At 64.3% G+C, this 24,683-nt stretch carries 27 protein-coding genes; 13 read left to right on the top strand and 14 right to left on the bottom strand.

Going from position 1 to position 24,683, the window contains the following annotated elements:
* Positions 1-47: 47 nt before the first annotated feature.
* The 3 genes from OUZ49_RS12160 to bufA2 are packed head-to-tail and all read right to left on the bottom strand — an operon-like array spanning position 48 to position 2,034.
* Positions 48-860: an HvfC/BufC N-terminal domain-containing protein gene (locus OUZ49_RS12160; RefSeq protein WP_266150683.1), complete on the bottom strand. Its 813-nt coding sequence runs from the start codon at positions 858-860 to the stop codon at positions 48-50.
* The gene (gene bufB / locus OUZ49_RS12155) at positions 857-1,708 is read right to left on the bottom strand and encodes an MNIO family bufferin maturase (RefSeq protein ID WP_266150682.1); all 852 of its coding nucleotides are present in this window, start codon (positions 1,706-1,708) and stop codon (positions 857-859) included. The genes OUZ49_RS12160 and bufB overlap by 4 nt, the downstream gene beginning before the upstream one ends.
* A 50-nt stretch (positions 1,709-1,758) precedes the next feature.
* On the bottom strand, positions 1,759-2,034 hold the full coding sequence (gene bufA2, locus OUZ49_RS12150; RefSeq protein ID WP_266150681.1) for a BufA2 family periplasmic bufferin-type metallophore: 276 nt from the start codon (positions 2,032-2,034) through the stop codon (positions 1,759-1,761).
* Between the two features lie 295 nt (positions 2,035-2,329).
* Here bufA2 and OUZ49_RS12145 point away from each other — a divergent pair, with 295 nt between their 5' ends.
* The 4 genes from OUZ49_RS12145 to OUZ49_RS12130 all read left to right on the top strand — a co-directional run bounded on the left by OUZ49_RS12145 (position 2,330) and on the right by OUZ49_RS12130 (position 4,938).
* Positions 2,330-2,791 carry a DoxX family protein gene (locus tag OUZ49_RS12145; RefSeq protein WP_266150680.1) on the top strand — a complete coding sequence of 154 codons (462 nt, stop codon included), beginning with the start codon at positions 2,330-2,332 and terminating at the stop codon, positions 2,789-2,791.
* A 109-nt stretch (positions 2,792-2,900) separates the two neighbouring features.
* Positions 2,901-3,287 carry a thioredoxin family protein gene (locus tag OUZ49_RS12140; protein WP_266150679.1) on the top strand — a complete coding sequence of 129 codons (387 nt, stop codon included), beginning with the start codon at positions 2,901-2,903 and terminating at the stop codon, positions 3,285-3,287.
* Positions 3,287-4,015, top strand: a complete 729-nt coding sequence (locus OUZ49_RS12135) for a cytochrome c biogenesis CcdA family protein (protein WP_266150678.1) — start codon at positions 3,287-3,289, stop codon at positions 4,013-4,015. The genes OUZ49_RS12140 and OUZ49_RS12135 overlap by 1 nt, the downstream gene beginning before the upstream one ends.
* A gap of 41 nt (positions 4,016-4,056) precedes the next feature.
* A complete protein-coding gene (locus OUZ49_RS12130) occupies positions 4,057-4,938 on the top strand; it encodes a patatin-like phospholipase family protein (RefSeq protein ID WP_266150677.1) in 882 nt (293 codons plus the stop codon).
* A gap of 89 nt (positions 4,939-5,027) precedes the next feature.
* On the opposite strand, the gene OUZ49_RS12125 is transcribed toward OUZ49_RS12130, so the two are convergent.
* From OUZ49_RS12125 to OUZ49_RS12115, 3 genes are all read right to left on the bottom strand, one after another.
* Positions 5,028-5,558 carry a DUF2501 domain-containing protein gene (locus OUZ49_RS12125; RefSeq protein ID WP_266150676.1) on the bottom strand — a complete coding sequence of 177 codons (531 nt, stop codon included), beginning with the start codon at positions 5,556-5,558 and terminating at the stop codon, positions 5,028-5,030.
* 90 nt (positions 5,559-5,648) lie between these two features.
* Positions 5,649-6,032 carry a YidH family protein gene (locus OUZ49_RS12120; protein WP_266150675.1) on the bottom strand — a complete coding sequence of 128 codons (384 nt, stop codon included), beginning with the start codon at positions 6,030-6,032 and terminating at the stop codon, positions 5,649-5,651.
* 85 nt (positions 6,033-6,117) lie between these two features.
* Complete coding sequence (locus tag OUZ49_RS12115; RefSeq protein ID WP_266150674.1) at positions 6,118-6,657, bottom strand: DUF6630 family protein; 540 nt, start codon at positions 6,655-6,657, stop codon at positions 6,118-6,120.
* 42 nt (positions 6,658-6,699) lie between these two features.
* Between OUZ49_RS12115 and OUZ49_RS12110 the strand changes: the two genes are divergently transcribed.
* The 3 genes from OUZ49_RS12110 (at position 6,700) to OUZ49_RS12100 (ending at position 9,942) form a co-directional block, all read left to right on the top strand.
* Positions 6,700-6,834 carry a hypothetical protein gene (locus tag OUZ49_RS12110; RefSeq protein ID WP_266150673.1) on the top strand — a complete coding sequence of 45 codons (135 nt, stop codon included), beginning with the start codon at positions 6,700-6,702 and terminating at the stop codon, positions 6,832-6,834.
* A gap of 66 nt (positions 6,835-6,900) precedes the next feature.
* A complete protein-coding gene (locus tag OUZ49_RS12105; protein ID WP_266150672.1) occupies positions 6,901-8,103 on the top strand; it encodes an FAD-dependent oxidoreductase in 1,203 nt (400 codons plus the stop codon).
* Between the two features lie 267 nt (positions 8,104-8,370).
* Positions 8,371-9,942, top strand: coding sequence for a hypothetical protein (locus OUZ49_RS12100; RefSeq protein ID WP_266150671.1), 1,572 nt, complete (start codon positions 8,371-8,373; stop codon positions 9,940-9,942).
* Between the two features lie 51 nt (positions 9,943-9,993).
* On the opposite strand, the gene OUZ49_RS12095 is transcribed toward OUZ49_RS12100, so the two are convergent.
* Together OUZ49_RS12095 and OUZ49_RS12090 are read right to left on the bottom strand one after the other, a co-directional pair.
* Positions 9,994-12,198: a penicillin acylase family protein gene (locus tag OUZ49_RS12095; protein WP_266150670.1), complete on the bottom strand. Its 2,205-nt coding sequence runs from the start codon at positions 12,196-12,198 to the stop codon at positions 9,994-9,996.
* A gap of 241 nt (positions 12,199-12,439) precedes the next feature.
* Positions 12,440-14,407 carry a M1 family metallopeptidase gene (locus tag OUZ49_RS12090; RefSeq protein ID WP_266150669.1) on the bottom strand — a complete coding sequence of 656 codons (1,968 nt, stop codon included), beginning with the start codon at positions 14,405-14,407 and terminating at the stop codon, positions 12,440-12,442.
* A gap of 150 nt (positions 14,408-14,557) precedes the next feature.
* On the opposite strand from OUZ49_RS12090, the gene queF reads away from it, so the two are divergent.
* Together queF and OUZ49_RS12080 are read left to right on the top strand one after the other, a co-directional pair.
* Positions 14,558-15,382 carry an NADPH-dependent 7-cyano-7-deazaguanine reductase QueF gene (gene queF, locus OUZ49_RS12085; RefSeq protein WP_266150668.1) on the top strand — a complete coding sequence of 275 codons (825 nt, stop codon included), beginning with the start codon at positions 14,558-14,560 and terminating at the stop codon, positions 15,380-15,382.
* 158 nt (positions 15,383-15,540) lie between these two features.
* Complete coding sequence (locus tag OUZ49_RS12080) at positions 15,541-16,140, top strand: hypothetical protein (RefSeq protein WP_266150667.1); 600 nt, start codon at positions 15,541-15,543, stop codon at positions 16,138-16,140.
* Between the two features lie 81 nt (positions 16,141-16,221).
* Here the strand turns inward: OUZ49_RS12080 and OUZ49_RS12075 are convergent, their stop codons facing one another.
* A complete protein-coding gene (locus OUZ49_RS12075; protein ID WP_266150665.1) occupies positions 16,222-16,773 on the bottom strand; it encodes an HdeD family acid-resistance protein in 552 nt (183 codons plus the stop codon).
* A 290-nt stretch (positions 16,774-17,063) separates the two neighbouring features.
* Here OUZ49_RS12075 and OUZ49_RS12070 point away from each other — a divergent pair, with 290 nt between their 5' ends.
* Positions 17,064-17,270 carry a CsbD family protein gene (locus OUZ49_RS12070; RefSeq protein WP_266150664.1) on the top strand — a complete coding sequence of 69 codons (207 nt, stop codon included), beginning with the start codon at positions 17,064-17,066 and terminating at the stop codon, positions 17,268-17,270.
* Positions 17,271-17,333: 63 nt separating this feature from the next.
* Here the strand turns inward: OUZ49_RS12070 and OUZ49_RS12065 are convergent, their stop codons facing one another.
* Genes OUZ49_RS12065 through OUZ49_RS12045 form a run of 5 tightly spaced genes read right to left on the bottom strand, consistent with a single transcriptional unit; the run spans position 17,334 to position 20,470 of the window.
* On the bottom strand, positions 17,334-17,687 hold the full coding sequence (locus tag OUZ49_RS12065) for an ArsR/SmtB family transcription factor (RefSeq protein WP_266150662.1): 354 nt from the start codon (positions 17,685-17,687) through the stop codon (positions 17,334-17,336).
* Between the two features lie 51 nt (positions 17,688-17,738).
* Entirely contained in the window at positions 17,739-18,605 is an 867-nt protein-coding gene (locus OUZ49_RS12060; RefSeq protein ID WP_266150661.1) for an MBL fold metallo-hydrolase, read from the bottom strand.
* Positions 18,606-18,615: 10 nt separating this feature from the next.
* On the bottom strand, positions 18,616-19,047 hold the full coding sequence (locus OUZ49_RS12055; RefSeq protein ID WP_266150660.1) for a DUF6691 family protein: 432 nt from the start codon (positions 19,045-19,047) through the stop codon (positions 18,616-18,618).
* The gene (locus tag OUZ49_RS12050) at positions 19,044-19,481 is read right to left on the bottom strand and encodes a YeeE/YedE family protein (protein ID WP_323134932.1); all 438 of its coding nucleotides are present in this window, start codon (positions 19,479-19,481) and stop codon (positions 19,044-19,046) included. The genes OUZ49_RS12055 and OUZ49_RS12050 overlap by 4 nt, the downstream gene beginning before the upstream one ends.
* A gap of 50 nt (positions 19,482-19,531) precedes the next feature.
* Positions 19,532-20,470, bottom strand: coding sequence for a transporter (locus OUZ49_RS12045; RefSeq protein ID WP_266150659.1), 939 nt, complete (start codon positions 20,468-20,470; stop codon positions 19,532-19,534).
* A 336-nt stretch (positions 20,471-20,806) separates the two neighbouring features.
* Between OUZ49_RS12045 and OUZ49_RS12040 the strand changes: the two genes are divergently transcribed.
* The 3 genes from OUZ49_RS12040 to OUZ49_RS12030 are packed head-to-tail and all read left to right on the top strand — an operon-like array spanning position 20,807 to position 24,657.
* Positions 20,807-21,934, top strand: a complete 1,128-nt coding sequence (locus OUZ49_RS12040; protein WP_266150658.1) for an AI-2E family transporter — start codon at positions 20,807-20,809, stop codon at positions 21,932-21,934.
* Between the two features lie 18 nt (positions 21,935-21,952).
* Positions 21,953-23,536 carry an efflux transporter outer membrane subunit gene (locus OUZ49_RS12035; protein WP_266150657.1) on the top strand — a complete coding sequence of 528 codons (1,584 nt, stop codon included), beginning with the start codon at positions 21,953-21,955 and terminating at the stop codon, positions 23,534-23,536.
* Positions 23,533-24,657 carry an HlyD family secretion protein gene (locus tag OUZ49_RS12030; RefSeq protein ID WP_266150656.1) on the top strand — a complete coding sequence of 375 codons (1,125 nt, stop codon included), beginning with the start codon at positions 23,533-23,535 and terminating at the stop codon, positions 24,655-24,657. Before OUZ49_RS12035 ends, OUZ49_RS12030 begins: the two co-directional genes overlap by 4 nt.
* Positions 24,658-24,683: the final 26 nt, after the last annotated feature.

Raw genomic sequence — 24,683 nt, 5'->3', positions numbered from 1 at the left:
CCGACGGTTCGCTCGATACCTGAACTTCGCCGGATGGGTTCCCGCGGTTACATGGCAACCTCGCCCGCCACGGCGGGCCAATCTGGGGCCCGCAAACCGCCGATCAGCCCCTCATCCAGCCATTGCGAAAGCAGTGCCGCCATGCGCGGCAGTGCCGCCAACTGACCATTCTGCTCCCCCAGGTGCTCACAAAGCTGTGAAAACGCCTCGCCGCGCATGGCGCTGTGCAAGGCCGCGCATTCGTCGACCTGGATCAGGCGGTAGCGCACTTCCAGCGACTGGCGCCACACCAGCAGGTGACGGGGCTTGCCAAGGCGCCGCAGGCGCGGTCGTTTCAGGCCGCGGTCGGCCGCGCGGCGGAACGCATCGAGGTTGTAGGGGCTGCTCAGGATCTGCAGATGGCCCTGCGGGGTGAGGCGCAAATCGGCCCAGGCCTCTGCGGGCACGGCGGCGAGATCCGCCGCGCCCAGGACCGACTCATCGGCCGCGTCGAAAGCCGTGGAAATGGCCCAGTCCAGGCGCGCCATATCGGCCAGTTCGGGCTTGTCGCGCCAGGGCAAGGCATGTTCCAAATAGGCCGGCAGGCCCGCACCGTGCCAGCGGATGTTGTAGTGCTCGGATGGATGCGCGGCCACATAGCCATCCAGCAGGTGGGCAAAGCGAGGCCCCGCCATCAAGGCTAGCCCCGTGTATTCCGTCGCCAGTGCATCGCGCAGGCGGATGCGGTAGCCGTTGCGGTAGACCGCCAGGCGGCTGGCAATATCGGCGGCATCATCGCCGCGCAATTCGCGCATGCGCGGCGGCGCGTTCGCCAGCATCGCCTGCAACACATGCTGCTGAAGGTCCTGCAGATCGGTCATGCCGCCTCCCGCAGCAACGGTTCCGCCAGCAGGCGCGCGCGCTCGAGCTCGGCTTGCAGCTCGGCCAACGGTGGAATGTGATCGTCGCGCTCGATCATGGTGGATACACGACCATAACGGCGCACCGCTTCGACGTAGAGATCCCACACGGAGTCGATGATCGGCGCGTCGTGCGTGTCGATCAGCAGTCGCTCGCCATGCTCATGCCCGGCAAGATGAAACTGCTGCACTCGCGCCGCTGGAATACCGTCCAGATAGTCCAGCGCCGAGAACCCGTGGTTGTGCGCGCTGACGTAGACATTGTTGATATCGAGCAGAATCAGGCAGTCTGCACGTTCCGCCACGGCGGCGAGGAATTGCCATTCGGTCAATTGTGATTGGGCGAAGCTGATGTAGCTCGATACGTTCTCGAGCAGGATGCGGCGCCCGAGCACGTCCTGCACGCGGCGCACGCGGTCCACCACGTGCGACAACGCTTCCTCGGTATACGGCAGCGGCATCAGGTCGTGCAGGTTGACGCCTTGCACGCCGGTCCAGCACAGGTGATCGGACACCCACCTGGGTTCGAGATGGCGCGCCAATCCGGCCAGGCGCGCAAGATAGCCGTGGTCCAGCGGGTCGGTGCTGCCGATCGACATCGATACGCCGTGCATGACCAGCGGGAAGCGCTCGCGGAACTTCTCCAGCCACGCAAGCGGCCGTCCGCCGGGTACCAGGTAATTCTCGGAAACGATCTCCAGCCATTCCACGTTGCCCGGGTGTTCCAGCAGCGCCTCGTAGTGATCGACGCGCAGGCCCAGGCCATAGCCGAGACAGGGAAGCTGGTGGGTATGCGATTCAATAGTCATGACAAAGGTGCGGAGCTTCCCGGACGTACCAGGAAGCTCCGCCGTCCACATCAGCTCTGCTTCGCAGCGGCCTGAGCGGTCGCACAGTCCTGCTGGGACTTCTGCATGGTGAAGCCCTGGCCCTTGCAGGAATTCTGGCCCTTGCAGGAGTTGGTGGCCTGCTTGCACGAGCCATGGCCCTTGCACGATGAGGAGTTCATGCACTTGACGGTGGCGGAGTCGCCGGCGGGTGTCTTGTCGGCCGCCGAAGCGGACATCGTTGTGACGGCGAACAGACCGGCAACCATCATCGCCATGGCCGCGCCGTTGAGTTTGTGGGTCTTCATGGATCACTCCTGATAAGTCATGAGAGCCGCCATGGTTCGCGGCGTTGGAAGCGTTTTGCCGGATACGGCACACCGATCTTGCCGATGGATCCAGCACCCGCATTCTCAATAGCCGGGGGGTCGTTGACTGTTCCCGCGCATCCGGTTCTTGTGCCCGATCGTCCGGCATGGCCGTGGGCCGCGCTTGCCCAACCCAGGATTGGACGGCGGGCTAGAAAGCGCGGACGCCCGAACATGGCGAGGGCTCATCGACATACCCATGATGTTTGCACTTCGTTCCCCGGGACCTGCAACCATGCGTCAGTTCATCGCCAGCACCGCTTCGCGCCTGCTTCAGATGCTCCACACCATCGAATGGCTGGGACCACTCACGGTTCGTGTGGTGTTCGGCTATTTCTGGCTCGAGACTGGTATCGCCAAGGTGCAGAACCTCGAAGGCTTCACCATGCGCTTCATGGGCTGGGGCATACCCTATCCCGCGTTCAGTGCGGGACTATCCGCCTGGACGGAGCTGCTCGGCGGCCTGCTGCTGATGCTCGGCCTGTTTACGCGGCTGGTATGCGTCCCGATGCTGATCAATATGGCCGTCGCGGTGACCCTGGTCGTGTCCAGCAACCTGATGGGTCTGGACGACTATGTTGAAGCCGATGAGGTCGTGTACAGCCTGATCTTCTTCTGGCTGCTGATCGCCGGCCCCGGCAAGGCCAGCCTGGACACTTTGCTGGCACGCATGCTGGGCATTCGCACCGCGGCGTGAGACACAAGCGTGACACGTAACGCCATCCCCGCGATCGGCGAAGAACAGGTAAGCAACGCGATCGCGCAAGCCTCGCATCACTCAATCCAACGACGGAGCAAGACCCCATATGAAAGCGCACAAACTCAGCTATCTGGGAGGATTGATGTGCCTGTTGCTGGCAGGTTCGGCGTTCGCTGGCGAGGTGCCATTCAACCAGGCGCAATACGACCAGGCCGTGGCCGCCGGTAAACCCGTGGTGGTCTATCTGCATGCAGACTGGTGCCCGACCTGCCGGGCGCAACAACCCATCGTCGACAAACTGTCGAAGGAGCCGCAGCTGAAGGACGTGACCATCTTCGTGGCGGATTTCGACAAGGAGACCGCGCTGGAGAAGGCGCTGAAGGTGAACCAGCAGTCGACCTTCGTGGTGTTCAAACAGGGGCACGAGGTCACGCGCTCGACCGGGCAGACCCAGGAAAAGGCCATACGCGCGACGCTGGAACAGGCACTCTGATGGACTTCGGCCTGGGCACGTACGTGTTGGGTTTTGTGGCCGGCGCGGCCACCTTGTTGTCGCCGTGCGTACTGCCCATCCTGCCGATCCTGATCGCGTCCGCGCTCTCCAGGCATCGGCTTGGCAGCACCATGCTCGCATTCGGGCTCAGTCTCTCGTTTGCGCTGGTGGGCATTTTCATTGCCACGCTGGGCGCATCCATTGGCCTGAGCGCGGGCACCTTCCGCCAAGTGGCAGCGGCGCTCATGGTGGCTTTTGGCATCGTGATGCTGTCATCACGCTTGCAGGTGCTCTTCTCCAGGGCCAGCGCGGGCGTCGGTTCCAGCGGTCAGCGTGCGCTTGGCTTGATCAAGGGCGAGGGCTTGTTGAGCCAGTTTCTGATTGGACTCTTGCTGGGCGTGGTGTGGAGCCCGTGCGTGGGTCCCACGCTCGGTGCCGCCACCACGCTCGCGGCACAAGGGAAAAACCTGGGTCACATAGCCTTGCTGATGATGTTGTTCGGCCTCGGTGCTGGGCTGCCGCTGCTGGCTCTGAGCCTGGTATCCGGCGCGACCATGACCCGCCTTCGCGGTTCTCTGGCATCGATGGGCGGCGTCGCCAAGAGCGTGCTGGGTGGCTGCTTCGTGCTGGTCGGCGCACTGATCCTGACCGGGCTGGATCGAAAATTCGAAGCCGCCATCCTGTCCATCAGCCCGGACTGGCTGACCCGGTTGACCACCTCCTTCTGACCTGATGTTCGAGCGCACGCGACAGCACCCTGGTGACGGACATGAGCCTGACCGACAGCATCAGCAGCACACCACGGCGGACTGCCTTCGTGTTGGCAGGCGGCGGCAGTCTGGCCGCGGTCGAGGTGGGCATGCTGCAGGCGCTGCTGGACTGGGGTGAGACGCCGTCGTTCATGGTGGGCGCCTCGGCCGGCGCCATCAATGCGGCCTACTTTGCGGCAGACCCCACCCGCGATGGCGCGGACAAGCTGGAGCGCCTCTGGTGCGTGATCCGACGCCGAGATGTCTTCCCGCTCAACCTGGGCAGCGTGATCGGCCTGTTGCGTCGCCGCGACTATCTGGTGGATTCCTACGGACTGCGGTCCCTGCTGCAGAAACATGTCGCCTATGAGCGCCTGGAAGATGCCAGGTTGCCCCTGCACATCGTGGCGTCGGACATGCTGACGGGCGAAGAAGTGTTGCTGTCATCCGGATCGGTGGTGGACGCGGTGCTGGCGAGTGCAGCGATCCCGGGCGTGTTTCCTCCCGTGCGCATCGATGCGCGCCTTCTGGTCGACGGCGGTGTTGCCAACAACACACCCATCTCGACGGCGATCAAGCTCGGTGCCACCCGCGTCGTCGTTCTGCCGACCGGTTTTGCCTGTGCCATCGGACAGATCCCCACGGGCGCGATCGTGCGCGCCCTGCATGCGCTCAGCCTGCTGGTGTCGCGCCAACTGGTGCACGACGCGGAGCATTTTGCCAACAGCCAGGTCGAGCTCCGCATCGTGCCGAGCCTGTGCCCGCTGCATACATCGCCTTACGATTACTCGTCGGCCCGCGCACTCATCGCGCAGTCAAAGGCATGTACGGAACGGTGGCTGGAGGACGGTGGCATGGAACGGGGTGACATACCGGGTCCATTGCAGGAACACCATCATTGATCTGCGTATGTCATTGCGGCCTCGCGCACCGCATCGGCGCGCAACGCGCCAATGCGTGAATGCCCACGGCAGTGCCTCACGCGTGCCGGTCAGTGGCCAAGGAACGACTTGCCCTGCTTCAGCACCATGTCGCAGGCCTTGGTGGTGAGCTGCGACTTCAAGTCGCTTGAGCCGCCGCCGAGGCTGGCCAGGTCCGTGGTCTTGCCGTCGCTGCCCTGCAGGATGCCCTGCGCACCGCTAAGGTAGCCCGCATCGCTGGTCGGACTCCCGCCCGTCGAGCTGCTTGCCGCGTGCTTCTCCTTGCTGCCGGTCAGCTGACCCAGCATGTCACTGGCGCTGGAAGACTTCTCGCCGCTGCTCGCCGTGGAGCTGCTCGATCCACCCATTTTTCCAAGCAGCTGATCCTTGATGCCGGAAGCGCCCGAATTACCGCCGAGATAGTTGTTCTTGACGCAATACTCCAACAGCCCCGCCACGTTGCCCATGCTGCCCGATGTCAGGGAGCCGCCGGGAATCATGCTACCTAGCTTGCCCAGGTCCTGAGCGCCGCTCGTTCCACAAGCGAGGCTGAGGGCGATTGCCACGCCAATCGTTGTCACGCCGCCAATACGCATGTTCATGAGCATCCCTCCGTTAGATGCGCGCATTCAACACCAACGTTTGTTACGGCCACGTCAGCGCGTGTAGATAAATTCTTCCTTGAACCTGCGCTAACCGAGCGCGGCGATTTGCCGGGCGACATAAAGCATCAGAAACAGCGCCATGATGATCAGCAGAGCGGACATCACGCGGGCGATCCAGTAGTCGCCATACGGCGAGCTCTCGGCGGCCTCGATGGTGCGCCGGTTCCGGTAGAAGCGCTGGGTGGCACCCAGGATGATGAGCGCCCCAACCAGGAGCAGCCCCAGACCTAGCCATTCCGAGGCACGCGTATGCAGGCCGGTAACGGCTCGATCGCTCACCCTCGTCGCGTAGGTCAGGAAGATATCGAAACGCTCCAGCAGAAAACCGAACGCCATGACCGATATCGCAGTGCGCACCCATGCCAGGTAAGTACGCTCGTTCGCTGCATGGTCAGTGAAATGAGGTATCACGAGGCACCGTTCCGGTCAGCGTGGAGAGGATCTCTTCCACCTTGCTATCTACACCTTCGGGCCGGCCTCGGCCACCGCCGCGCTGTCAGGTGACTTCACTACCCAGCCGCATATTGATGCCCAGCACGGTCGCCAGCTCACGCAATGGTTCGTTATCGCGGCTCAGGGTGATCCAGCCGGCGTAGCTGTCGTCGTCGGTTTCGCGCGCCCACAAGGTATAGCCATGCTCATTGAGGCGATCGTACGCCGTGGCGAACAGCGAAGCGGCATCGACGTCGGCATGAAAGTCGTCGTCGTCTGGATCGCCATCCCAGTCGATGGACAGGTTCCAGCGCGAAGCGAGCTCATCGATCGCCTGCACCAGCGCCCGCGTATCCTGGCCGTCGACGACAAAGCCCGAGCGCCAGTCGATGACCCGGGAGACAATCTCGACCGGGTCGACCGCTTCCTCGTCCTGGTGGCCGACGGCATCGCGGTAGTCCGCGAACTGCTGCAGCGCCAACTCTTCGTCGCCCGGATTGATCAGCTGCAGCAGCTGCCAGACGCGGGCCTCGACCGAGTTGTCGTCTTCTTCGCCCTCGTCGAAGTCATGTTCGGCATCGAAGTCGTGGTCGGAGGGGTTCATGGGCGGATCTCGGCGTTGGCTGCGGCGCATCATATCCAATCCATGCGCATTATCCGCCTTGCCGCGAAAGCGGCGCGTCAAGGCCAGGGCACGGCGAAGGCCCTGGCGGGTTCCTTCCACCAAGTGATGGGCTTGCTGGTTCATTTGATTTTGGAAGATGGGTCCGATAAGAAGTAGCCGCCAGCGCCCCCGATTCCTCCGGGATGGGAGCTCAAGCCACTCTTTCACGACCGGGGAATCTTCATGCAGCGACGTCAATTTCTGCGTCAGGCGGGCGCCACGCTGGCCGTGGCTTCCACGGCAGGGCTGGCGGCCTGCGCGAAACAAGCGGTCGTGCCGACGCCTGCGGCTGGCGGCCGCGCATGCGCTGCCGCGGGCTTTCTTGCCGATGGCGTGGAACTTGCGCCGATCAAGGCGAAGGTGGACCGGATCACCGGCGTCTACGTCTGCACGCGGCCGTTTCGTGCGGCAGGGCCACGCATCGAGCTGGAGCGACTCGGCCACAAGGCGATCGTGCACAACTACGGGCATGGCGGCAGCGGCTGGTCGTTGTCCTGGGGTTCGAGCACTTTGGCCGTGCGCATGGCGCAGAGCACCGGCGTGCGCGAGTTGGGTGTGATCGGCTGCGGCGCGCTGGGCCTCACCTCGGCCCTGGTGGCGCAACGGGCCGGCATGTCGGTGCGCATCTACGCCAAGGCACTGCCACCCGATGTGTACTCGATGCGCGCGTCCGGTCTGTGGACGCCCGACTCGCGCATCTGCGACGCACAGCATGCAGCGGCGTTTGCCGAGCGCTGGGAGGAGATGACGCGTATCTCGCATGCCAAGTACCAGAGCCTGCTCGGGGTGCCGGGCAAGCCGATCGAGTGGATCGAGGGTTACGCGCTATCGGATACGCCGGCGGGCCAGTCCCACACCGACGTGGCCGACGAACCCGAGTACGGCGATTTCCACGAGCGCGTGCGTGACCTGACGCCACGCTCGGTGGACTTGCCGCCGGGCAACCATCCCTTTGCGCAGCCGTATGTGCGCCGCTACACGACCATGATGTTCAACATCAGCACGTATGCGCGCTTGTTGATGGCCGACTTCCTCGCTGCCGGCGGCAAGATCGAGGTGCGCGAATTCCACCAGCCGCACGAGCTGCTGGCGCTACCGGAAACGACCCTGATCAACGCGACGGGCTATGGCGCCCGCGCCTTGTTCAATGACGACACGGTGATACCCGTGCGCGGCCAGACCGCGCGGCTGATTCCCCAACCTGAAGTCACTTACGGCCTGTCCACCAGGAACCTCAGCATGGTGCCGCGTAGCGATGGCCTGATGGTGCAGTCCTTTGGCGAGACCGGCAATTTCAACAATAGCGATGTCACGCCGAATCGCGCGGCATCGGAGGCCGCGGTGAAGCAGTTGGCGGATCTGGTGGCGAGCATGCGTCGCGGCTGAGGCGATCGTGCTTAACGTGAGCCGGCAAACGACGGTGCTTCTTTTGTAGGAGCGCACCCTGTGCGCGATAGGCGCTTCAGCGTTGCCACTCCGCAGGATTTTCGCGCACTGGGTGCGCTCCTACATGGGGTTCGCGCAAATAGGTAGGTGAACCCCGGGCCACTGATATAGGTCGAAAGTCAGTCATGACTTCCCGCAGGCGGCGTTCGCCGATGAAGCTCGTACGCTGCGCGACACCCACTCCCGGGTGCGATCGGGTGATGTGCCATGGATTGTCGCAAGCGCAGTCGCACTAACGCTCCCCTTTCCCTGGCCAGCACCCTGGCCTTGGCGCTCGCCGCACCGGCGATCGCCACCGAGGCTCCGCATGACGGAGATCCCGTGCCCGGCAAATCACACCTGGGCTGCGATGGCATGGATGCGCGCGCCTGCGTCGGCCAGGCCATCACGGCCATGGGCGGACGCCAAAAGCTCGGTGCGATCGGCAACGTGCATTACCAGACTACCGGCCACACCGCGCTAACCGAGCAGTCGTACCGCCAGCAGCCCTTCATCACGGCGTATGAGCGCGATGACCTCATGCTGGATTTCGACAAGGGCCGACTCGTTCGCGTCGCTCATGTCACCTGGCCGGAATCGGACCCGCATCAGTCTGAAATCACCCAGACCCTGGTCGCCACGCCGCACGCGGGCGTTTACCGCGGCGAAAAGGGCGACAGCCCCTGCTCGCTGGCCGACCTCGATACCACCCGCGACGCCTTGGCGCTGGGCCCGGAACGCCTTCTGCTCAATGCTTCCGCGGCATCGGACCTGCACTATGCGCCGTCGCAATGGTTGCGTGGCACAGCCCACAGCGTGGTCGAGTTCACCTGGGAAGGTGCGCCGATTCGCGTGCTGCTCAATGCCAGCAACCATCTGCCCGATGCGATGGAAAGCACGCGGACCTTCCACGACTTCTGGTACGCCTGGGGCGATGTCAGGCAGCGCGTCTATTTCGACAACTGGCACCTTTTCCAGGGCCTCGTGCTTCCGACCAACCTGGTTGAGCTGCGTAACGACGTGCCGTGGCAGTCGACCCAGATCGTCGATGCGAACTTCAACAACAAGCTGGACGATAAATCGTTTGCCATGGATGCCGCCGTCGCCTCGAAGAGCGCCCAATCCAAGGGCTGGGACCGCCCGTTCAGCGACAAGTCCCGCATTGAACTTGCACCCGGTATCGAGCTTTACCGCGGTTCGTGGAGCACGACCCTGATCAAGCAGGACGATGGCGTGCTGGTCCTGGAGGCACCTATCTCGTCCACGTTTGCGCAAGGGATCCTGGCCAAGGCCCACGACGAGTACCCGAATACGCCCATCAAGGGCGTGCTCACCTCCTCCGATTCCTGGCCGCATATCGCCGGCGTTCGCCAAGCCGTCGCCGAGGGGCTGCCGGTGTATGCGCTCGATCTCAACCGGCCGCTGCTCGCGCGGCTGGTGTCGTCACCGCATAGCCTCCATCCTGACGCCTTGCAGACCCAGCCCAGGGCGCCACATTGGATCGACGTGGCGAAGAAGACCGAGATTGGCCGAGGCGCCAATCGCGTCGTGCTATATCCCTTGCGCGGCGCCTCGACGGAACGCCAGTACATGGTGTATTTCCCGCAGCATCACTTGCTCTACGCCAGTGACACGCTCGCGCTCAATGCGGATCACAGCCTGTACGACCCGCAGCTGATGCATGAAGTCGTGCAAGCCGTCGAACGCGAACATCTGCAGGTCGACACCGTCTACGCGATGCACGAGGGTCCGACGCCGTGGAACGATGTGCTGAAGCTGGTGAGCGCGGCAGCCAACTGATGGCTCCCGTGGCCGCCCGCCAGGCGAGCGGCCACGGGCACGAGCGAAGCGTTACGAGCCCGGGTGATACACGCGCTCGGTATGGCCCTTGAGATCTTCCGGCCAGAAGTAGACCGCGCGCAGGTTGCCGGTGGTATAGCGTTCGGCCTGGTCGTCGAAATGCGGTGAGTCCGAATGGCCGCTTTCGCCGCCGACCGAAATCGCGCGGGCATGTACCTTCTCGCCAAACTCGACCACGGCCACGAAGCTGTTGCCGCTGGTGCCGTAATAGCGCTTGGTGCCGGGCCAGCGATGCGCGCCAAAGGACGCCAGCGAGCCCCAGCGCGATGAGGTGAACGGCACCGGGATGCTGGGCTTGCCATCGTTGAAGGCTTGTACGATATCGCCGTTGATGCGCTGGTAGCGGTTCACCTCACCCCACGGCACGCCCCAGCTACCGAAATCCTTCTCCAGTCGATCGGAGGCTTCGGCCAGGGCTTCCAGGCGCGCCTTCGCGCCGGCCCGCTGCGCCATGATGTCGTAGACGGAGAGGCCTTCGGAAACATCGGACTTGTCAACCTTGTCCCACAGGATGTCTCCCCAGAATACCGCCAGCGTAGTCGGCATCGAGGTGATGCCCCAGCGATAGTCCCAGTGGCGCAGCAAGGCGATCTGGCCTGCCAGCTTCGGCTTCAGCGGATCGCTGGCCGGCAGCGCATCGTAATCGGCTACCAGGATCGGAATCTGTCGTGCGAACGCCGGCAGATACGAGTCGAACGCCGCGCTGGTCAGCGACGCCATGGTGAAATCCTTGCGGCCGCTCAGCACCATGGTGGCGTGGATGCCGCGCGGGTTCTCGCCCACGCTGTCCATATAGCGCGGATAGTTCTCGCGTTTCGGGCTGTCGGGACCGGCTGCGGAGTACGGCCAGTTGTTGGTATTCATGATCCAGCCGTTGGCCGGATTGAGCAGATGCGGTGCTTCGTTGAGTGCGTGCAGTCCCTGCCAGTCGGTGCCCGGATCGCTGCCATCCACCGGCTTGGTGTAATCGAAGCGGTTGTCGCGCTTGGGAATGAACTGCGGATGCAGATACGCGATCTCACCCTTGTCGTCGGCGAAGATCGTGTTGTTCGACGAGTTCGCCTTCAGCTCGGCCACCTTCATGAAGCTGGCGAAGTCGCTGGCCTTGGTGCGCAGCCAGCTCTGCTCCAGCGCTTCCAGGGGCTTGTTCATCAAGGCCGTGGCGATCCACTTGCCGTCCTGTTCGCGCACGACCGGACCATGATGCGTGGCGTATGTGGTGAACGTCCGCTCGGCCATCGAACCATCCGGCTTACGGAAAGGTACGCTGATCTTGCGCGTGGCTACGGGACGCTGTTCCTTGCCGTACTGATAGAACAGCTGGCCATCCTTGTGCGCGATGGTCTCGGCGAATTCATCGACCACGTCGGCCGTGGTCGAGGTATGCATCCAGCCAATGTGATGGTTGAAGCCCTGGTAGATGAAGAACTGCCCCCAGGTCGCCGCGCCATACACGTCGAGGCCGGCATCGCTGGTCATCTGCAGTTCGGAGCGGAAGAAGAACGAGGTATGCGGATTGATCCACAGCAGCGCATGACCGCTGGCGCTGAGCTTGGGCGCAATGGCGATGCCGTTCGAACCGGTGGGTTCCACCCAGCTCGATGGCGTGTCGATGCTCGCCACCGGCTCGCCCGCTTGGCCATAGAACGCCTGCAGCTCGTTGAGCGATACGCGCTCGATATCACCGCCGATGCTGCCTTCGCTGAAGCTCAAGGCCATCCACGGCTCGAAATGCTTGATGACGCGCGGATGCACGTCGGGATGCGTGGCCAGGTAATAGTTCAGGCCATCAGCCCAGGCGTTCATCAAGCTCTGCAGCCAGGCGGGGCTCTTGCTGTAGAGCTGCTTAAGTTGCTCCTGGTCGACGAACAGCCGCTGGCGCAGGTCGGACCAGATCGCCGACTCACCCTCGCCCTGGGCCTGGGCGAGCCAGCCCAGCGCGTTGAGATAGTTGGTCTCGACGCGATTGAAATCATCCTCGGCCTGCGCATAGGCCATGCCGAAGACCGCATCGGCATCGGTCTTGCCGTGGACGTGGGCGATGCCCCAGTCGTCGCGGGTAATGGTGATGGCCTTTGCCTGGTTCTGCCAGCGCGTTTCGTCGGGTGTGCTGGCCTGCGCCGTGGAGACCAGGCCCAGGGCGAGCAGGGTGGCGACGGATAGTGCGTGGAGGCGGGGCTTGAGGGTGGTGGTCATCAGGTCGTTCTTTATCGGGTTGTTACGGAGCCCGGCGGTGGGAGACCGCCTACCCTTCAAAATGTCCGTCATCCCAGCGAAAGCTGGAGGTGCTTCACAACAGCGAAGCTGGTCATCCAGTGTCTTCCGTGCCAAGCCAAGTCGCTGGATCCCAGCTTTCGCTGGGATGACGGTGAGGATGGTGGAGACGTTGAGGGTGAGGGTTGTGATTGGTGCATCCCTGGCAACGGACGAAGCATCCTCACGGCATCACAAAGCTGTTGTTGCTGCGATCCGCATCCGGCAGTTTGTGATCCGGATCCAGCGTGAGCTGCTTGATGCGCGCACTGGTGTTCAAGGTCAGGCTTGGCGTGGCGCTCTGTCGCCAGATTTCCACCGGCACGCGCACGTCACGATGACTGCCGTCGACAAAGTCGATGCGCAAGGTCGCCGGCATCACCAGCTTCTGCTTGCTGGCAAACGTGATGGTCACGCCCTTGGCCGGATCCTTGTCGACGTAGGAGGCACCGCTCACGCCCATGTCGAGCTGCCAGTTGTTGAGGTACCAGCCGCGCCACCACCAGGCCAGGTCCTCACCCGTCTCGCTGCTCATGAAGCGGAAGAAATCCGACGGCGTGGGGTGATGGTAGGCCCAGGTGGCGATGTACTTGCGGAAGGCCGGGTCGAAGCGCTCGGGACCGAGGATCTGCTCGCGCAGCAGCACCAGGCCCAGCGCGCCCTTGAAATAGCTCACCGGGTGACGGTACTTCTCGCCGACGGAATCGGCCGGCGCCATCAGCGTGGGTGCCTGCGCATCGGCCAGCAGGGGCAGGATCTCGTCCACCGGGTTGCCGCCCTTGGGCGCGTACTCGCTGTCGCGCTTCGGCGCGTATTCGCCGTGGTTGAACGCATCGGAGGCGTAGATATCGATGAAGGTGTTGAAGCCTTCATCCATGAACGCGTTGCGGCGCTCATTGGAGCCCACGATCATCGGGAACCAGGTGTGGCCGATTTCGTGCGCGCTGATCCAGAACAGCATCGGGCCGCTGTCCTCGATGCCGTCGAACACGATGCCGGGATATTCCATGCCGGCGCCGTGACCGGCCAGGTTCACCGCCACCGGCCACGGATATGGATACCACTTGGCGGAGAAGTGCTCGACCGCGCCCTTGAGGTATTCGGTGGAGCGGTCCCACTTGTCCTTGCCCACCGCTTCCACCGGATACACCGACATGGCCAGCGCATGCTTGCCTTCCGGCAGGTTGATACGCGCGGCATCCCACACGAAGGCCGGTGATGCGGCAAAGGCGACGTCACGCGTGTGCGCCATATGGAAGCGCCAGGTCTGCGTGCCGCTTTGCTTGGGGCGGCTGGCCGGATCGGTCACTTCCTGCGGCGTGCGGATCAGCACCGTGTGGTCGCTCTGCGCGGCCTGCGCCAGGCGCTGGCGCTGGGTGGCGGTAAGCACCTCGTTCGGATTGGTCAGCTCGCCGGAGCCGGCCACCAGGTAGTTCCACGGCACCGTGACGGCGTAGTCGATGTCGCCGTATTCCAGGTAGAACTCCGAGCCCAGGTAGGGCAGCGTGTCCCAGCCGCGCAGATCGTCGTACACCGCCATGCGCGGGAACCACTGGGCGATCTCGTAGATGTCGCCATTCTTCGTCGGCGTCACGGCGGTACGTCCGCCCCACGGACCCGGCACCGTGTAGCGGTAGCGCACATGCAGCTTGAGCTGCTTGCCGCCACTCTCCAGCGCCTGCGGCAGATCCACGCGCATGCGCGTGTCGTCGACCAGGAAGTGGACCGGTTTGCCGTCGAGCTCCACCGCATCGATCTGGTAACCGTCGGTGGCCTCCGCGCGCGGGCGGGGTGAACCCAGGGCGGCACGCGAATCACGCCGATAGATGTTCTGGTCCAGCTGCAGCCACAGCACGTCGAGCGCGTCGGGGCTGTGGTTGGTATAGGTAATGGTTTCCTCGCCGCGCAGCGCATGGTTGGCCGGATCGATCTCGGCCTGGATCGCATAGTCCGCGCGGTTCTGCCAGAACAACGGGCCCTGCTTGCCGGCACCGCCACGGAACGCATTGGCTGCATCCGGCAGCGAGAGCGGGGCGAACAACGCCTGCGGATCGTAGCCGCCGGCCGGGCTGTCGGCGAACACCGGCGCGCTAAGCGTGCCGGCCACGAGCAGGCCGGCCGCGAAGCGGCAGGCCAAGGCGGGGTTCTTCATGCGGGAGGATTCCTTCGGACCACGTATGGGGCTAACGGACACTATAGGGATGGCCGGGCCCGGGCGACCTAGGTAAGTCGTCATGGTTCGACCCCTACGGCCCCGCAGTTTCATGCGGTGGCCGAGACCCAGGGCCGGTAGAATGGCCGCATGAGCACTCCCGAACACTCTCCCCTGGGCAAAAGCACGGTTTATCCCGACCGTTACGACCCTAGCCAGCTGTTTCCGATACCACGCACGGCCAAGCGCGAGGAAATCGGCGTGTCCATGCCGCTGCCGTTCCATGGCGTGGATATCTGGAACGCCTACGAACTGTCCTGGCTGGATGTCCGCGGCAAGCCGGTGGTGGCGTTGGCCGAGTTCCGCGTGCCGGCCGACTCGCCCCATATCATCGAGTCGAAGTCGTTCAAGCTCTATCTCAATGGTTTTTCGCAGGAACGCGTGGCCGACGTCGACAGCTTGATGGCGACCCTGGTGCGCGACCTTTCCGCGGCAGCGGGCGCACCCGTCGACGTCATCCTCAGCGATGCACGCGCGCGCGGCCATGCGGTCGTCGACCTGGAAGGCCAGTTGATCGACGAGCAGGCGCTGGACATCGACGACTATGGCCCGCCGCGTGCGGACTATCTGCATGCCGACACCAGCGGGCACGTCGTCGAGGAGGCCCTGGTGTCGAACCTGCTGCGCTCGAACTGTCCGGTGACCGGCCAGCCGGACTGGGGCAGCGTGCAGATCCGTTATCGCGGCGCCGCCATCGACCCGGCCGGCCTGTTGCGCTACCTGGTGTCGTTCCGCAATCACAACGAGTTTCACGAGCAATGCGTGGAGCGCATCTTCGTCGACGTGATGCAGCGCTGCCGACCCGAGCAACTGAGCGTCTATGCGCGCTATACGCGCCGTGGCGGGCTGGACATCAACCCGTATCGCAGCACCAGCGCAGAGATGCCCGGCAATCCCCGCGGTGCGCGCCAATAAGGTCGCGGAGCACGCCCGACAACGTGAAGATTACGTCGAGGCGGCCGCGCAGTAATCAACGCTTCAGTCCTGCGGGACTAGCCTCGAAAGTGTTCCGCCATCCGGGCCGCATTGCTGCGGCCCGGGTATGCTTTCCGCCACCAGCCATGGGGTCAGTCATGAACGTTCAGGCACGCACCACTGCTTTGTACTGCGCGACCCTTGCCGGCCTGCTGATGCTCAGCGCGTGCGGCAAGAACGAGCAGGCAGCCAGCCCAACGCCAGCCGCACCAGCGACCACGGCTCCGGCACCGACCGCACCGACGCCGGCCGCGACCACGCCGACGCCAACGCCAGCGACCACCGCGCCAGCTCCGGCCAACACGACGCCGGCTCCCGCGAGCACCAGCGGCAAATCGGCGAGCATCCAACCCGCCAATGACATCAAGGTCGCCGCGGTCACCCTCGGCAGTGCGGTCGACGCCTCGCACATCATCAGCAAGGTGCAGCGCCGCTTTGCACCGACCGACAAGGCGATCTACGCCAGCGTGACGACCCTGGGCAGCACCGACCGCGCATCGCTCAGCGCCGACTGGAGCTATGTGGACGGCAAGGAACAGCCGTTCAGCAGCACCACCGAATCGCTTGCCACGGACGGGCCGGCGACGACCACGTTCAAGGTGCAGAACCCGAATGCGTGGCCGGTAGGCCAGTACAAGGTGGTGATCTCGCTCAACGGCAAAGCCGTCGCCAGCGAGAATTTCGAAGTGCGCGGCTGACGCGCGAGGCCCACTGCCAAGCATGAGGAAAAGGCGCCCAAGGGCGCCTTTTCCATGCCTGCCCTGTTCCGAGCGCCCCACTCACATCGGCGACTTCCAGCGACGCATGCGCCATCCGGCCATGATCTGCAGGACACCGTAGACCAGCGCTGCAGCGCCGATCCACACCGCCACGGTCAGCAAGGCGGCCGCCGGATAGGCCACGAACATGAAGCCGAGCACGATCGCGAACACGCCGCTCAGGGCGATCAGCCATTCGCCCTTGATCTCCTTGCGCACGCGGATGGCGAAGATGATGCGATAGATGCCGGCCACGATCAGCCAGGCGGCCAGGAACAACAGCAAGACACTGACCACGGCGAGCGGATGCACGATGGCAAGCAAGCCGAACACGATCGAGGCCAGCGCGTATAGCGCGACCCAGCCGCGCGAAATCGTCGTGTTGCGTTTGAACAACTGGAACAGGCTGGCTATGCCCTCGGCCAGGGCCATGATGCCGAATGCCCACGCCAACGCGACGACCGTCTTGCCTGGCCAGACCAGGGTGCTGAGTCCAAACAGCACCGAGATGATGCCGTAGATCACCAACAGCCAGCCCGCGCGGCCGACCCCTTGCTGCAGTACTGAAGCCATATCGCGACCCTCCGTGACGTTGAGAGGCGAGCCGGTGTCGGCCCGCTGCGGTAGACAGCATCGGCTTTGGAGTTGCCACGCTCCCGCAGGACCCGGGTTCCCCATTCCGCCTGTTCATCCACGCATCATCGATGTCGACGTAATGCGAATGTCGTATCAGTCGGGATCATACGCCGATGAATCGTCCCGACCCCAGGCTACGGAAATGGCACGCATCCTTAACCTCGGCGCTGTTCGAATCGGCCCCGCAATGCGCATTGCATCCCTACGAAACCCAACGAGGTATTGTCATGAATCAAGACACCATTCAGGGCCAGTGGAAGCAACTCAGCGGCCAGATCAAGCAGCACTGGGGCAAGCTCACTGATGACGACCTGAAAGTGGCCCAGGGCAACTCGGAATATCTATCGGGTCGGCTGCAAGAGCGCTATGGCATGGCACGCGACGAAGCCGAAAAGCAGGTCAAGGAATTCGAGAAGAAGTTGCGCCATCACTGACGCTTGCGCGTCTCCTCTTCCCTCTCCCCGTTGCGGGGAGAGGGTTCTGGGCAAGCGCAGGCGTCAATCGTCAACGCAAAACTGTTCGAACAGCGTCGCCATCAGGGCGCGTACGCGCTCATCGCGGATGTCGTAATAAATGGACTGCCCTTTACGGCGACCCGCCACCAGCCCATCGCGTCGAAGCAGCGACAGATGCTGCGACACCACGCTTTGCGCCAGCTCCAGCGCATCGGCCAGTTGGTTGACTGAGCGCTCGCCCTCCAGCAGCTGGCACAACAGCATCAAGCGATGCCGGCTGCCCATCGCCTTCAGCACGGCAACCGCATCATCGGCATGGCGCGACATCGCGTCTGCACTCATCGCGGCTTTACGGCGACGCGCCGGCGCCGTCATCGGCTTGACAGAGCGGCTCATGGGCAAGTGCCTGCGCTGCCATGGGCGGGCAGCAACGGCGCGCCGGCAGGGTCAAAACGCATTGAGCGGAATCTTCAAGTAGCTGACGCCGTTGTCCTCGGCGGGAGGCAGCTTGCCGGCACACATATTCACCTGCACCGAGGGCAGCAGCAGCTTGGGCACGGCGAGCGTCGCATCGCGCGCAGTGCGCATGCTGACGAAGTCTTCCTCGGCGATACCGTCATGCACATGGATATTGGTACGCCGCTCTTCGCCCACGGTCGTCTCGTGGACAAAGACGTTGCGGCCCGGTGCCTTGTAATCATGGCAAAGGAAGATGCGCGTCTCGCCCGGCAACGCAAAGATGCGTTGAATCGAGCGGTAAAGCATGCGCGCGTCGCCACCGGGGAAATCGCAGCGCGCGGTTCCGAAGTCGGGCATGAACAAGGTGTCGCCAACGAAGGCGGCATCGCCGATCACATGCGTCATGCACGCCGACGTGTGGCCCGGCGTATGCAGCGCCACCGCCTCGATATCGCCCAGGCGATACGTCTCGCCGTCCTTGAACAGATGATCGAACTGGCTGCCGTCACGGGGAAACCCCGGCCCTGCGTTGAACAGGCGCCCGAACGTATCCTGCACCGTGCGGACTTGTTCACCGATGCCGGTCCTGCCGCCGACGCAAGCCTGCACGTACGGCGAGGCCGAGAGGTGGTCGGCATGCACATGGGTATCGATCACCCACGCCACGCTCAGGCCCTGCGCCTTCACGAAATCGACGATCGCATCGGCCGAATCGTGACGCGTCCGGCCGGAAGCGGCGTCGTAATCGAGCACGCTGTCGATCACGGCCGCCATGCGCGTGGCGGGATCCCAGGTCACATAGCTGAACGTGTTGGTCGGCTCGTCAAAGAAAGCCTTCACTTCGGGACGCTTCATGCTGTCGATCTCACGTTGTATCTGCGGAGCGGGCTGACGCCGGCCATTGCGCCGCCAGCCACCAACCCAGGGCCATGGTCGCGACCAGCAACAACACTGGTGCCATGCCAGCGCCAAGCGAGGCCAGGGCGGGGCCAGGGCAATAGCCGGCCACGCCCCAACCGATGCCAAACAAGGCTGCGCCAATGACCAGACGGCGATCGATCCGACGCGCCGCCGGCAGTTTGAAGGTGGATTCAAGCAGCGGCCGGCCACGATGCAACACCCATCGATAACCGATGGCGGTGGTCAGCACGGCACCGCCCATCACAAAGAGCAGGCGCGGATTCCACGCGCCAAACAGATCCAGGAAGCCCAGCACCACGGCCGGTTGTGTCATGCCACCCAGACTCAGGCCGAGTCCGAACAATAGTCCTGCCAGCCATGCCATCGCGAGTTTCATGCGCCGCCACTCCCCAGCAGATGACGCATCACGAAGACCGTGACCACGCCAGACAGGACGAAAACGAGCGTCGCCAGCAAGGAGCGCGGCGACAGCCGGGCCATGCCGCATACGCCATGGCCGCTGGTACAACCGCTGCCCAGGCGCGTACCGAAGCCGACCAGCAAGCCCGCCACGGCCATCAGAGGCCAGCCGACCTGCGGCGCGCCGATACCGGCATCGCCTCGCAACAGTAACAACAGTAGCGGTGCAGCGACCAGCCCCAGCACGAAAGCCACGCGCCAGCCGCGATCACTGGCCCCGGTCAACAAGCCGCTGGCGATACCGCTGATGCCGGCGATACGGCCGAGCGTGCCCATCAGCATCACCGCCGACAAGCCGATCAACACGCCTCCAAGCGTCGAGAGAATCCAGGGATGCACAGGCTCACCCACGTATATTCATATATTCGATATTTCTAATATATAACCGAACCACCAGGAAATCAAATGCCGTTGCTGCGGCGATCGAACCAGCGGTATTGCACCGCAAACGTGATCGACTTGTAGTCGCCGCCAATGCGCGTCACCAGTCCGTTCGACAATGCGAGCTTGGCCTGCCAGCCACGGCCGAGCGGCGCCGAGAGCGTGAGGCCATAACGCGCGTTCGACTGCCGGTCAGCCTTGGACACGCCATTGACGCTGGAGCCGCCGCCGTCCACGTAACCGACGTCGCCAGCGATCCAGAACCCGGGATGGAAGGTGTAGCCGCCATGCAACTGCACCGTCGCCAGCGGGTCCTGGCTGCGCACGTTGCCGCCGTAGAAGTCGTGGTTGGTGGTGAAGAAGTACACGCCGGCGGACGCCTCGAGGAACCACTTTCCCATCGGCTTCGAGATGCCGATCTCCGGCTTGAACGCCCATCGATGCGTGCTGATGTTGACGAGTCGGTCCGGCGAGTACTGGCCCGTCGGCGCCGCTATGGTCAGGCTCACGCCAAGCGAGGCGGTGGGTGTCCGGCGTGCAAACTCCTCCGGCGTCAAGGCGGGACTGCCGATGAGATTGAAGCCGAAGCGCATCCTCATGTCGCCCATGCCGGAGCGATGCAGTTCGGTCGGGGCGTCGATCACGCTGCCGCGCAGGTTGCCGTCGACATAGGGCAGCCCGACGGCCAGCGAGGCGGAGTGGCCGGCCAGCCCGAAGCTGCGCACATAGCTGAGCGCATAGGTGTTGATCGTCGCCTCGACATTGGTGATGGGTAGCGACGGGTCAGTCAGCACGTCGCCGGTCAGGCGGGTATAGCCGACGTCGATGAAGTTCGTGCCGATCGGCGACGCCGAATAGGTTCGCGGCTCCAGTTCCTGCGCAGACGCCATGCCCGCATGAAGCAGGAATCCGAAGACGCCGGCCAGCAGCATGGCCGGGTATATCAGGTATCGGCTCATTGTTGGCTCGAACGGACGACTTGCGCAGCAAAAGGCGTTGCGTGGCAGTAACGCTTCAGGTCATGCGCACGTTCCACGGGAGCGGACAGGCGCATCTTCGGCAGCGGTCTTACTTTAACGCCTCCTAGTGTTGACGGATGGTTGGCGCCTGCGCATGGCGCTAAGTAAATCTACTTATGCCCTTGGCGCCGCCATGACGAACCCGACCTTCTCACGGCGAACACGCCGAGTGACCGACCATCGGAGCGCCGTGCTGCGGGGGCCGGCCTCCCGAGCACCTCCATAGCCTGGCTTACCGCTCGGATATCCCTGCTGCAACTTGCAAGGAGATGAACGATGCTGACGACGCCGATTTCCGAAAGGACGCTCTCCCGCGGCATGCTCGACGTGCTGATTCGGGCGGGCCTGATCGCCATCCTCGCCGTGGTTTGCTTCCGGATCTTCTATCCGTTCGGCAGCCTGCTGGTGTGGTCGCTGATCCTTGCCGTCACGCTTTACCCACTGCATCTGCGACTACGCAAGCACCTGTCCAACAAGGACGGTTTGACGGCCACGCTCATCGTGGTGCTGGCCCTCGTCATCCTCGCGATACCCATGTATCTGCTGGGTGTCGCCTTGGTCGACTCAGTCGACCGTGCCATGGAGATGGCCAAGAGCGGCGGCATCCGCATTCCGCGCCCCGCCGAATCGGTGGCCGGCTGGCCGCTCGTGGGTGGGCGCGTGTACGCCTTCTGGTTGCAAGCGTCCACCGACCTGACCGGCCTGATCCAGAAGGTGACACCGCAACTCAAGGGGGCGGGTGCGGTCCTGCTGGAAACCGCCGCCGGCGTCGGCACGGGGCTGTTGATCTTCATCTTCGCGCTGATCATCTCGGGCATCTTCATGGCCTTCGGCGAGGAATCCAGGAACGCCGCCGTCCGCATTGCATCGCGCATCTTTGGCCCCGAGGCCGGCCCGAAGATCACCGAGCTGTGTGCCGCCACCATCCGCGCCGTAGCCCAGGGCGTCGTCGGCATCGCCTTTATCCAGATGCTGCTGGTCGGGGTCGGCTTCCTGATGAAGGGCATCCCTGGCGCTGGCCTGCTGGCGCTGGCGATCTTGCTGCTCGGCATCATGCAGCTGCCGGCTACGCTGATCACCATCCCGGTCATCATCTATGTCTTCGCCACGGAAGGCTTCAGCGTGGCCGGAATCGTGTTCGCCATCTATGTCTTCATCGCCGGACTGGCCGACAACGTGCTCAAGCCCCTGTTGCTGGGGCGCGGTGTCGACGTGCCGATGCCGGTGGTGCTGATTGGCGCACTCGGTGGCATGGTGACCGGTGGCGTGATCGGCCTGTTTATCGGCCCCGTGGTGCTGGCAGTCGGCTATCAGCTGTTCTGGCGCTGGGTCGATGACCAGCCACCTGCCGAAGTCCCGACTGTGGTGGTGCCCACGACGCCGGTCGAGCCGAAGCAGCCTTGATGCTGCCGGACACCCGCCATGTCGCGCCGCACTGGTCCCCTCCGGCTATGGCTGGCCTGCGCAGCCTGCCTCGCTGGCTGCGTGACGGTGGGCCCTGACTTTCATCCACAACACGAGGAGTGGGCCGAACACTGGAGCAGCCCGGCCGTCGAGCAGGCCACCGCGCAGCAAGCGCAACCGGATGCAGGCCAGTGGTGGCAAGTCTTCGCCGACCAGAATCTCGAGCGCCTGATGGCGGAAGCCGATGCGCATAACGCCGACTTGAAGATCGCGGGGCTGCGCGTGCTCGAGGCACGCGCCCAACTGGGCATCGCGCAGAGCGGACGCTACCCGCAAGTGCAGCAGATCGGCGGCGATGCGCTTTACACCAAGAGCCGGCGTTCCGGCAGCAGCGAGGGCAATACGAGTGGCTCGTGGCAATACGGCCTTGGTTTCGACATCGGCTGGGAGCTGGATTTCTGGGGCCGTTTCAGGCGTGCCATCGAGGCGGCGGATGCTGCGTACTTTGCCTCACAGGCGAACCGGGAAGCCGTGCTGGTGCTGCTGCATGCCCAGGTGGCCGATACCTACTTCACGATGCGTACGGCCGAGGCGCGCCTGCGCATCGCACGCGAGAACGCCGCGCTGCAGAAGCGCAGCTACGAGATCACCGAGAAGCTGTTCAAAAGCGGCGAAACCGATGAACTGGATCTGCAACAGGCCAAGACCCAATACCTCAGCACCTTGAGCAGCATCCCCAGCTTCGAAAGCCAGATCACGCTGGCGCGGCATGCCTTGTCTGCCCTGATCGGACGCCCTCCCGGTCCGCTGCCCGAGCTGGATCAACAGCCGGGTAAGGAAGGGGTGATCCCGATCGTCGATCGCGCCTTGCTGCAGGATGTGCCGGCCAACCTGCTGCTGCGTCGCCCCGACGTGCGTGCCGCCGAACTGCACATGGCCTCGCAGTCTGCGCTGATCGGCGTGGCGAAGGCCGACCTCTACCCGACCGTGACGCTGCTGGGCACGCTTGCCTGGAGCGCGAATTCGTCGTCGGGAACTCCCAGCTCGCTGCTCAGCGCCAGTGAGGTGGCCGGATCTCCCAGCAAGCTTGCCCTCGCCGTCGGCCCCAGCGTCACCTGGAACGTGTTCGACCATGGCCGCATCGTCAACAACGTGCGCGTGCAGGACGCGCGCCTGCAACAGCTCGTCGTGGCCTACCAGGACACCGTGCGCCAGGCGGCGCGCGAAGCGGACGATGCCGCCACCGCGTTCCTGGCCGCGTCGCAGCGCGACGACATCCTGCACGATGCAGAGCAGGCGGCGGGTCGCTCGCTGACGCTGGCGAACACGATTTATCGCGAGGGCTACTCCGACTTCCAGCGCGTGCTCGACGCGCAGCGCGCGCTGGCTGCCCAACAGGATGCCTACATCGTCAACCGCAGCAATGCGGTCGGCAGCCTGATCGCGCTCTACAAGGCCGTTGGTGGTGGCTGGTACACCGAGCAACCGCTGGTGGATCCGGCCACCCGCGAACAGATGCAACAGCGCACCCATTGGGGCCACCTGATCGACGAGACGCAAGCGCCCGCCGCCACGCCGCCGAGCGGAGGCCCGTCCCCATGAGTGACACGCCGTCGCCTGCTGCCGCCGCGCCGCCAGCGCAGCCGCCTGCCGCCGAGCCTTCGAGCAAGGGTGTGCGCTGGGTGCTCGTGCTGATCGGCGTGAGCTTGGTCTGGTACCTGCTGGCCGACCGCTTCACCCCTTATACGCAGCAGGCGCGGGTGCAGGCCTACGTGATCCCGGTGGCTGCCGAGGTTTCGGCGCGCGTGACCGGGGTGTTCGTGCACAACAACCAGGAGGTCAAGGCCGGCGACATCCTGTTCGAAGTGGACGCGGAGCCGTATCGGATCGCCCTGGTCCGCGCGCGCGCCGATCTTGAATCGACACGCCGCCAGATTGGCGCGAGCACCGCCGGTATCGATTCGGCCCAGGCGGCCGTGAGTGCCGCCATCGCGAACGAGATCAAGGCGCGCCAGGACAGCGATCGCCTGGAACGCCTTTATCGCGAGGACCAGGGCACGGTATCGCTGCGGCGCCTGGAGGTGGCGCGGGCCACGCACGACCAGGCGGTCAGCCAGGTCAACGGCGCCCGTGCCGAGGTGGAGCGCGCGAAGGAGACGCAAGGCGGCAACGAATCAGAGAACGCACAGTTGCGCAGCGCTGCCGCCGCGGTGGAGAAGGCGCAGCTGGATCTTGCCAATACCCGCGTGCGAGCGCGCACGGGAGGACTGATTACCGATCTGCGCACCGAGGTCGGCCAGTTCACCGCGGCAGGCAGCCCGGTGATGACCCTGGTGGCCATCCACGATGTGTGGGTGAGCGCGGACATGACCGAGAACAACCTGGGCCATCTGGTGCCCGGCACACCGGTTTCCATCGCGCTGGATTCCCGGCCGGGCGAGCTGTACAGCGGTCGCATCCGCAGCATCGGCTTTGGCGTCAGCGTGGGCCAGAGCGCGCCGCCGGGCAGCCTGCCCACCGTGCAGAACAGTCGCGACTGGCTGCGCCCGGCCCAGCGCTTTCCGGTGGTGGTGGAGTTTGCGCCGGGAGATGCCGTGCCGCCTCGTGATATCCGCGTCGGCGGGCAGGCCGAAGTGATGGCATTTCCCACCCAGGGCAACCCGCTCAATCCGCTGGGCCGCCTCTTCCTGCGCGTGATGAGCTGGCTTTCCTATCTCTACTGATGACCACGGCAGCCGACCAACGATGG

It is taken from the genome of Dyella halodurans (genome assembly GCF_026283925.1).
GTDB lineage: Bacteria > Pseudomonadota > Gammaproteobacteria > Xanthomonadales > Rhodanobacteraceae > Dyella > Dyella halodurans.
This window is presented reverse-complemented; position numbering and strand designations above follow the sequence as displayed.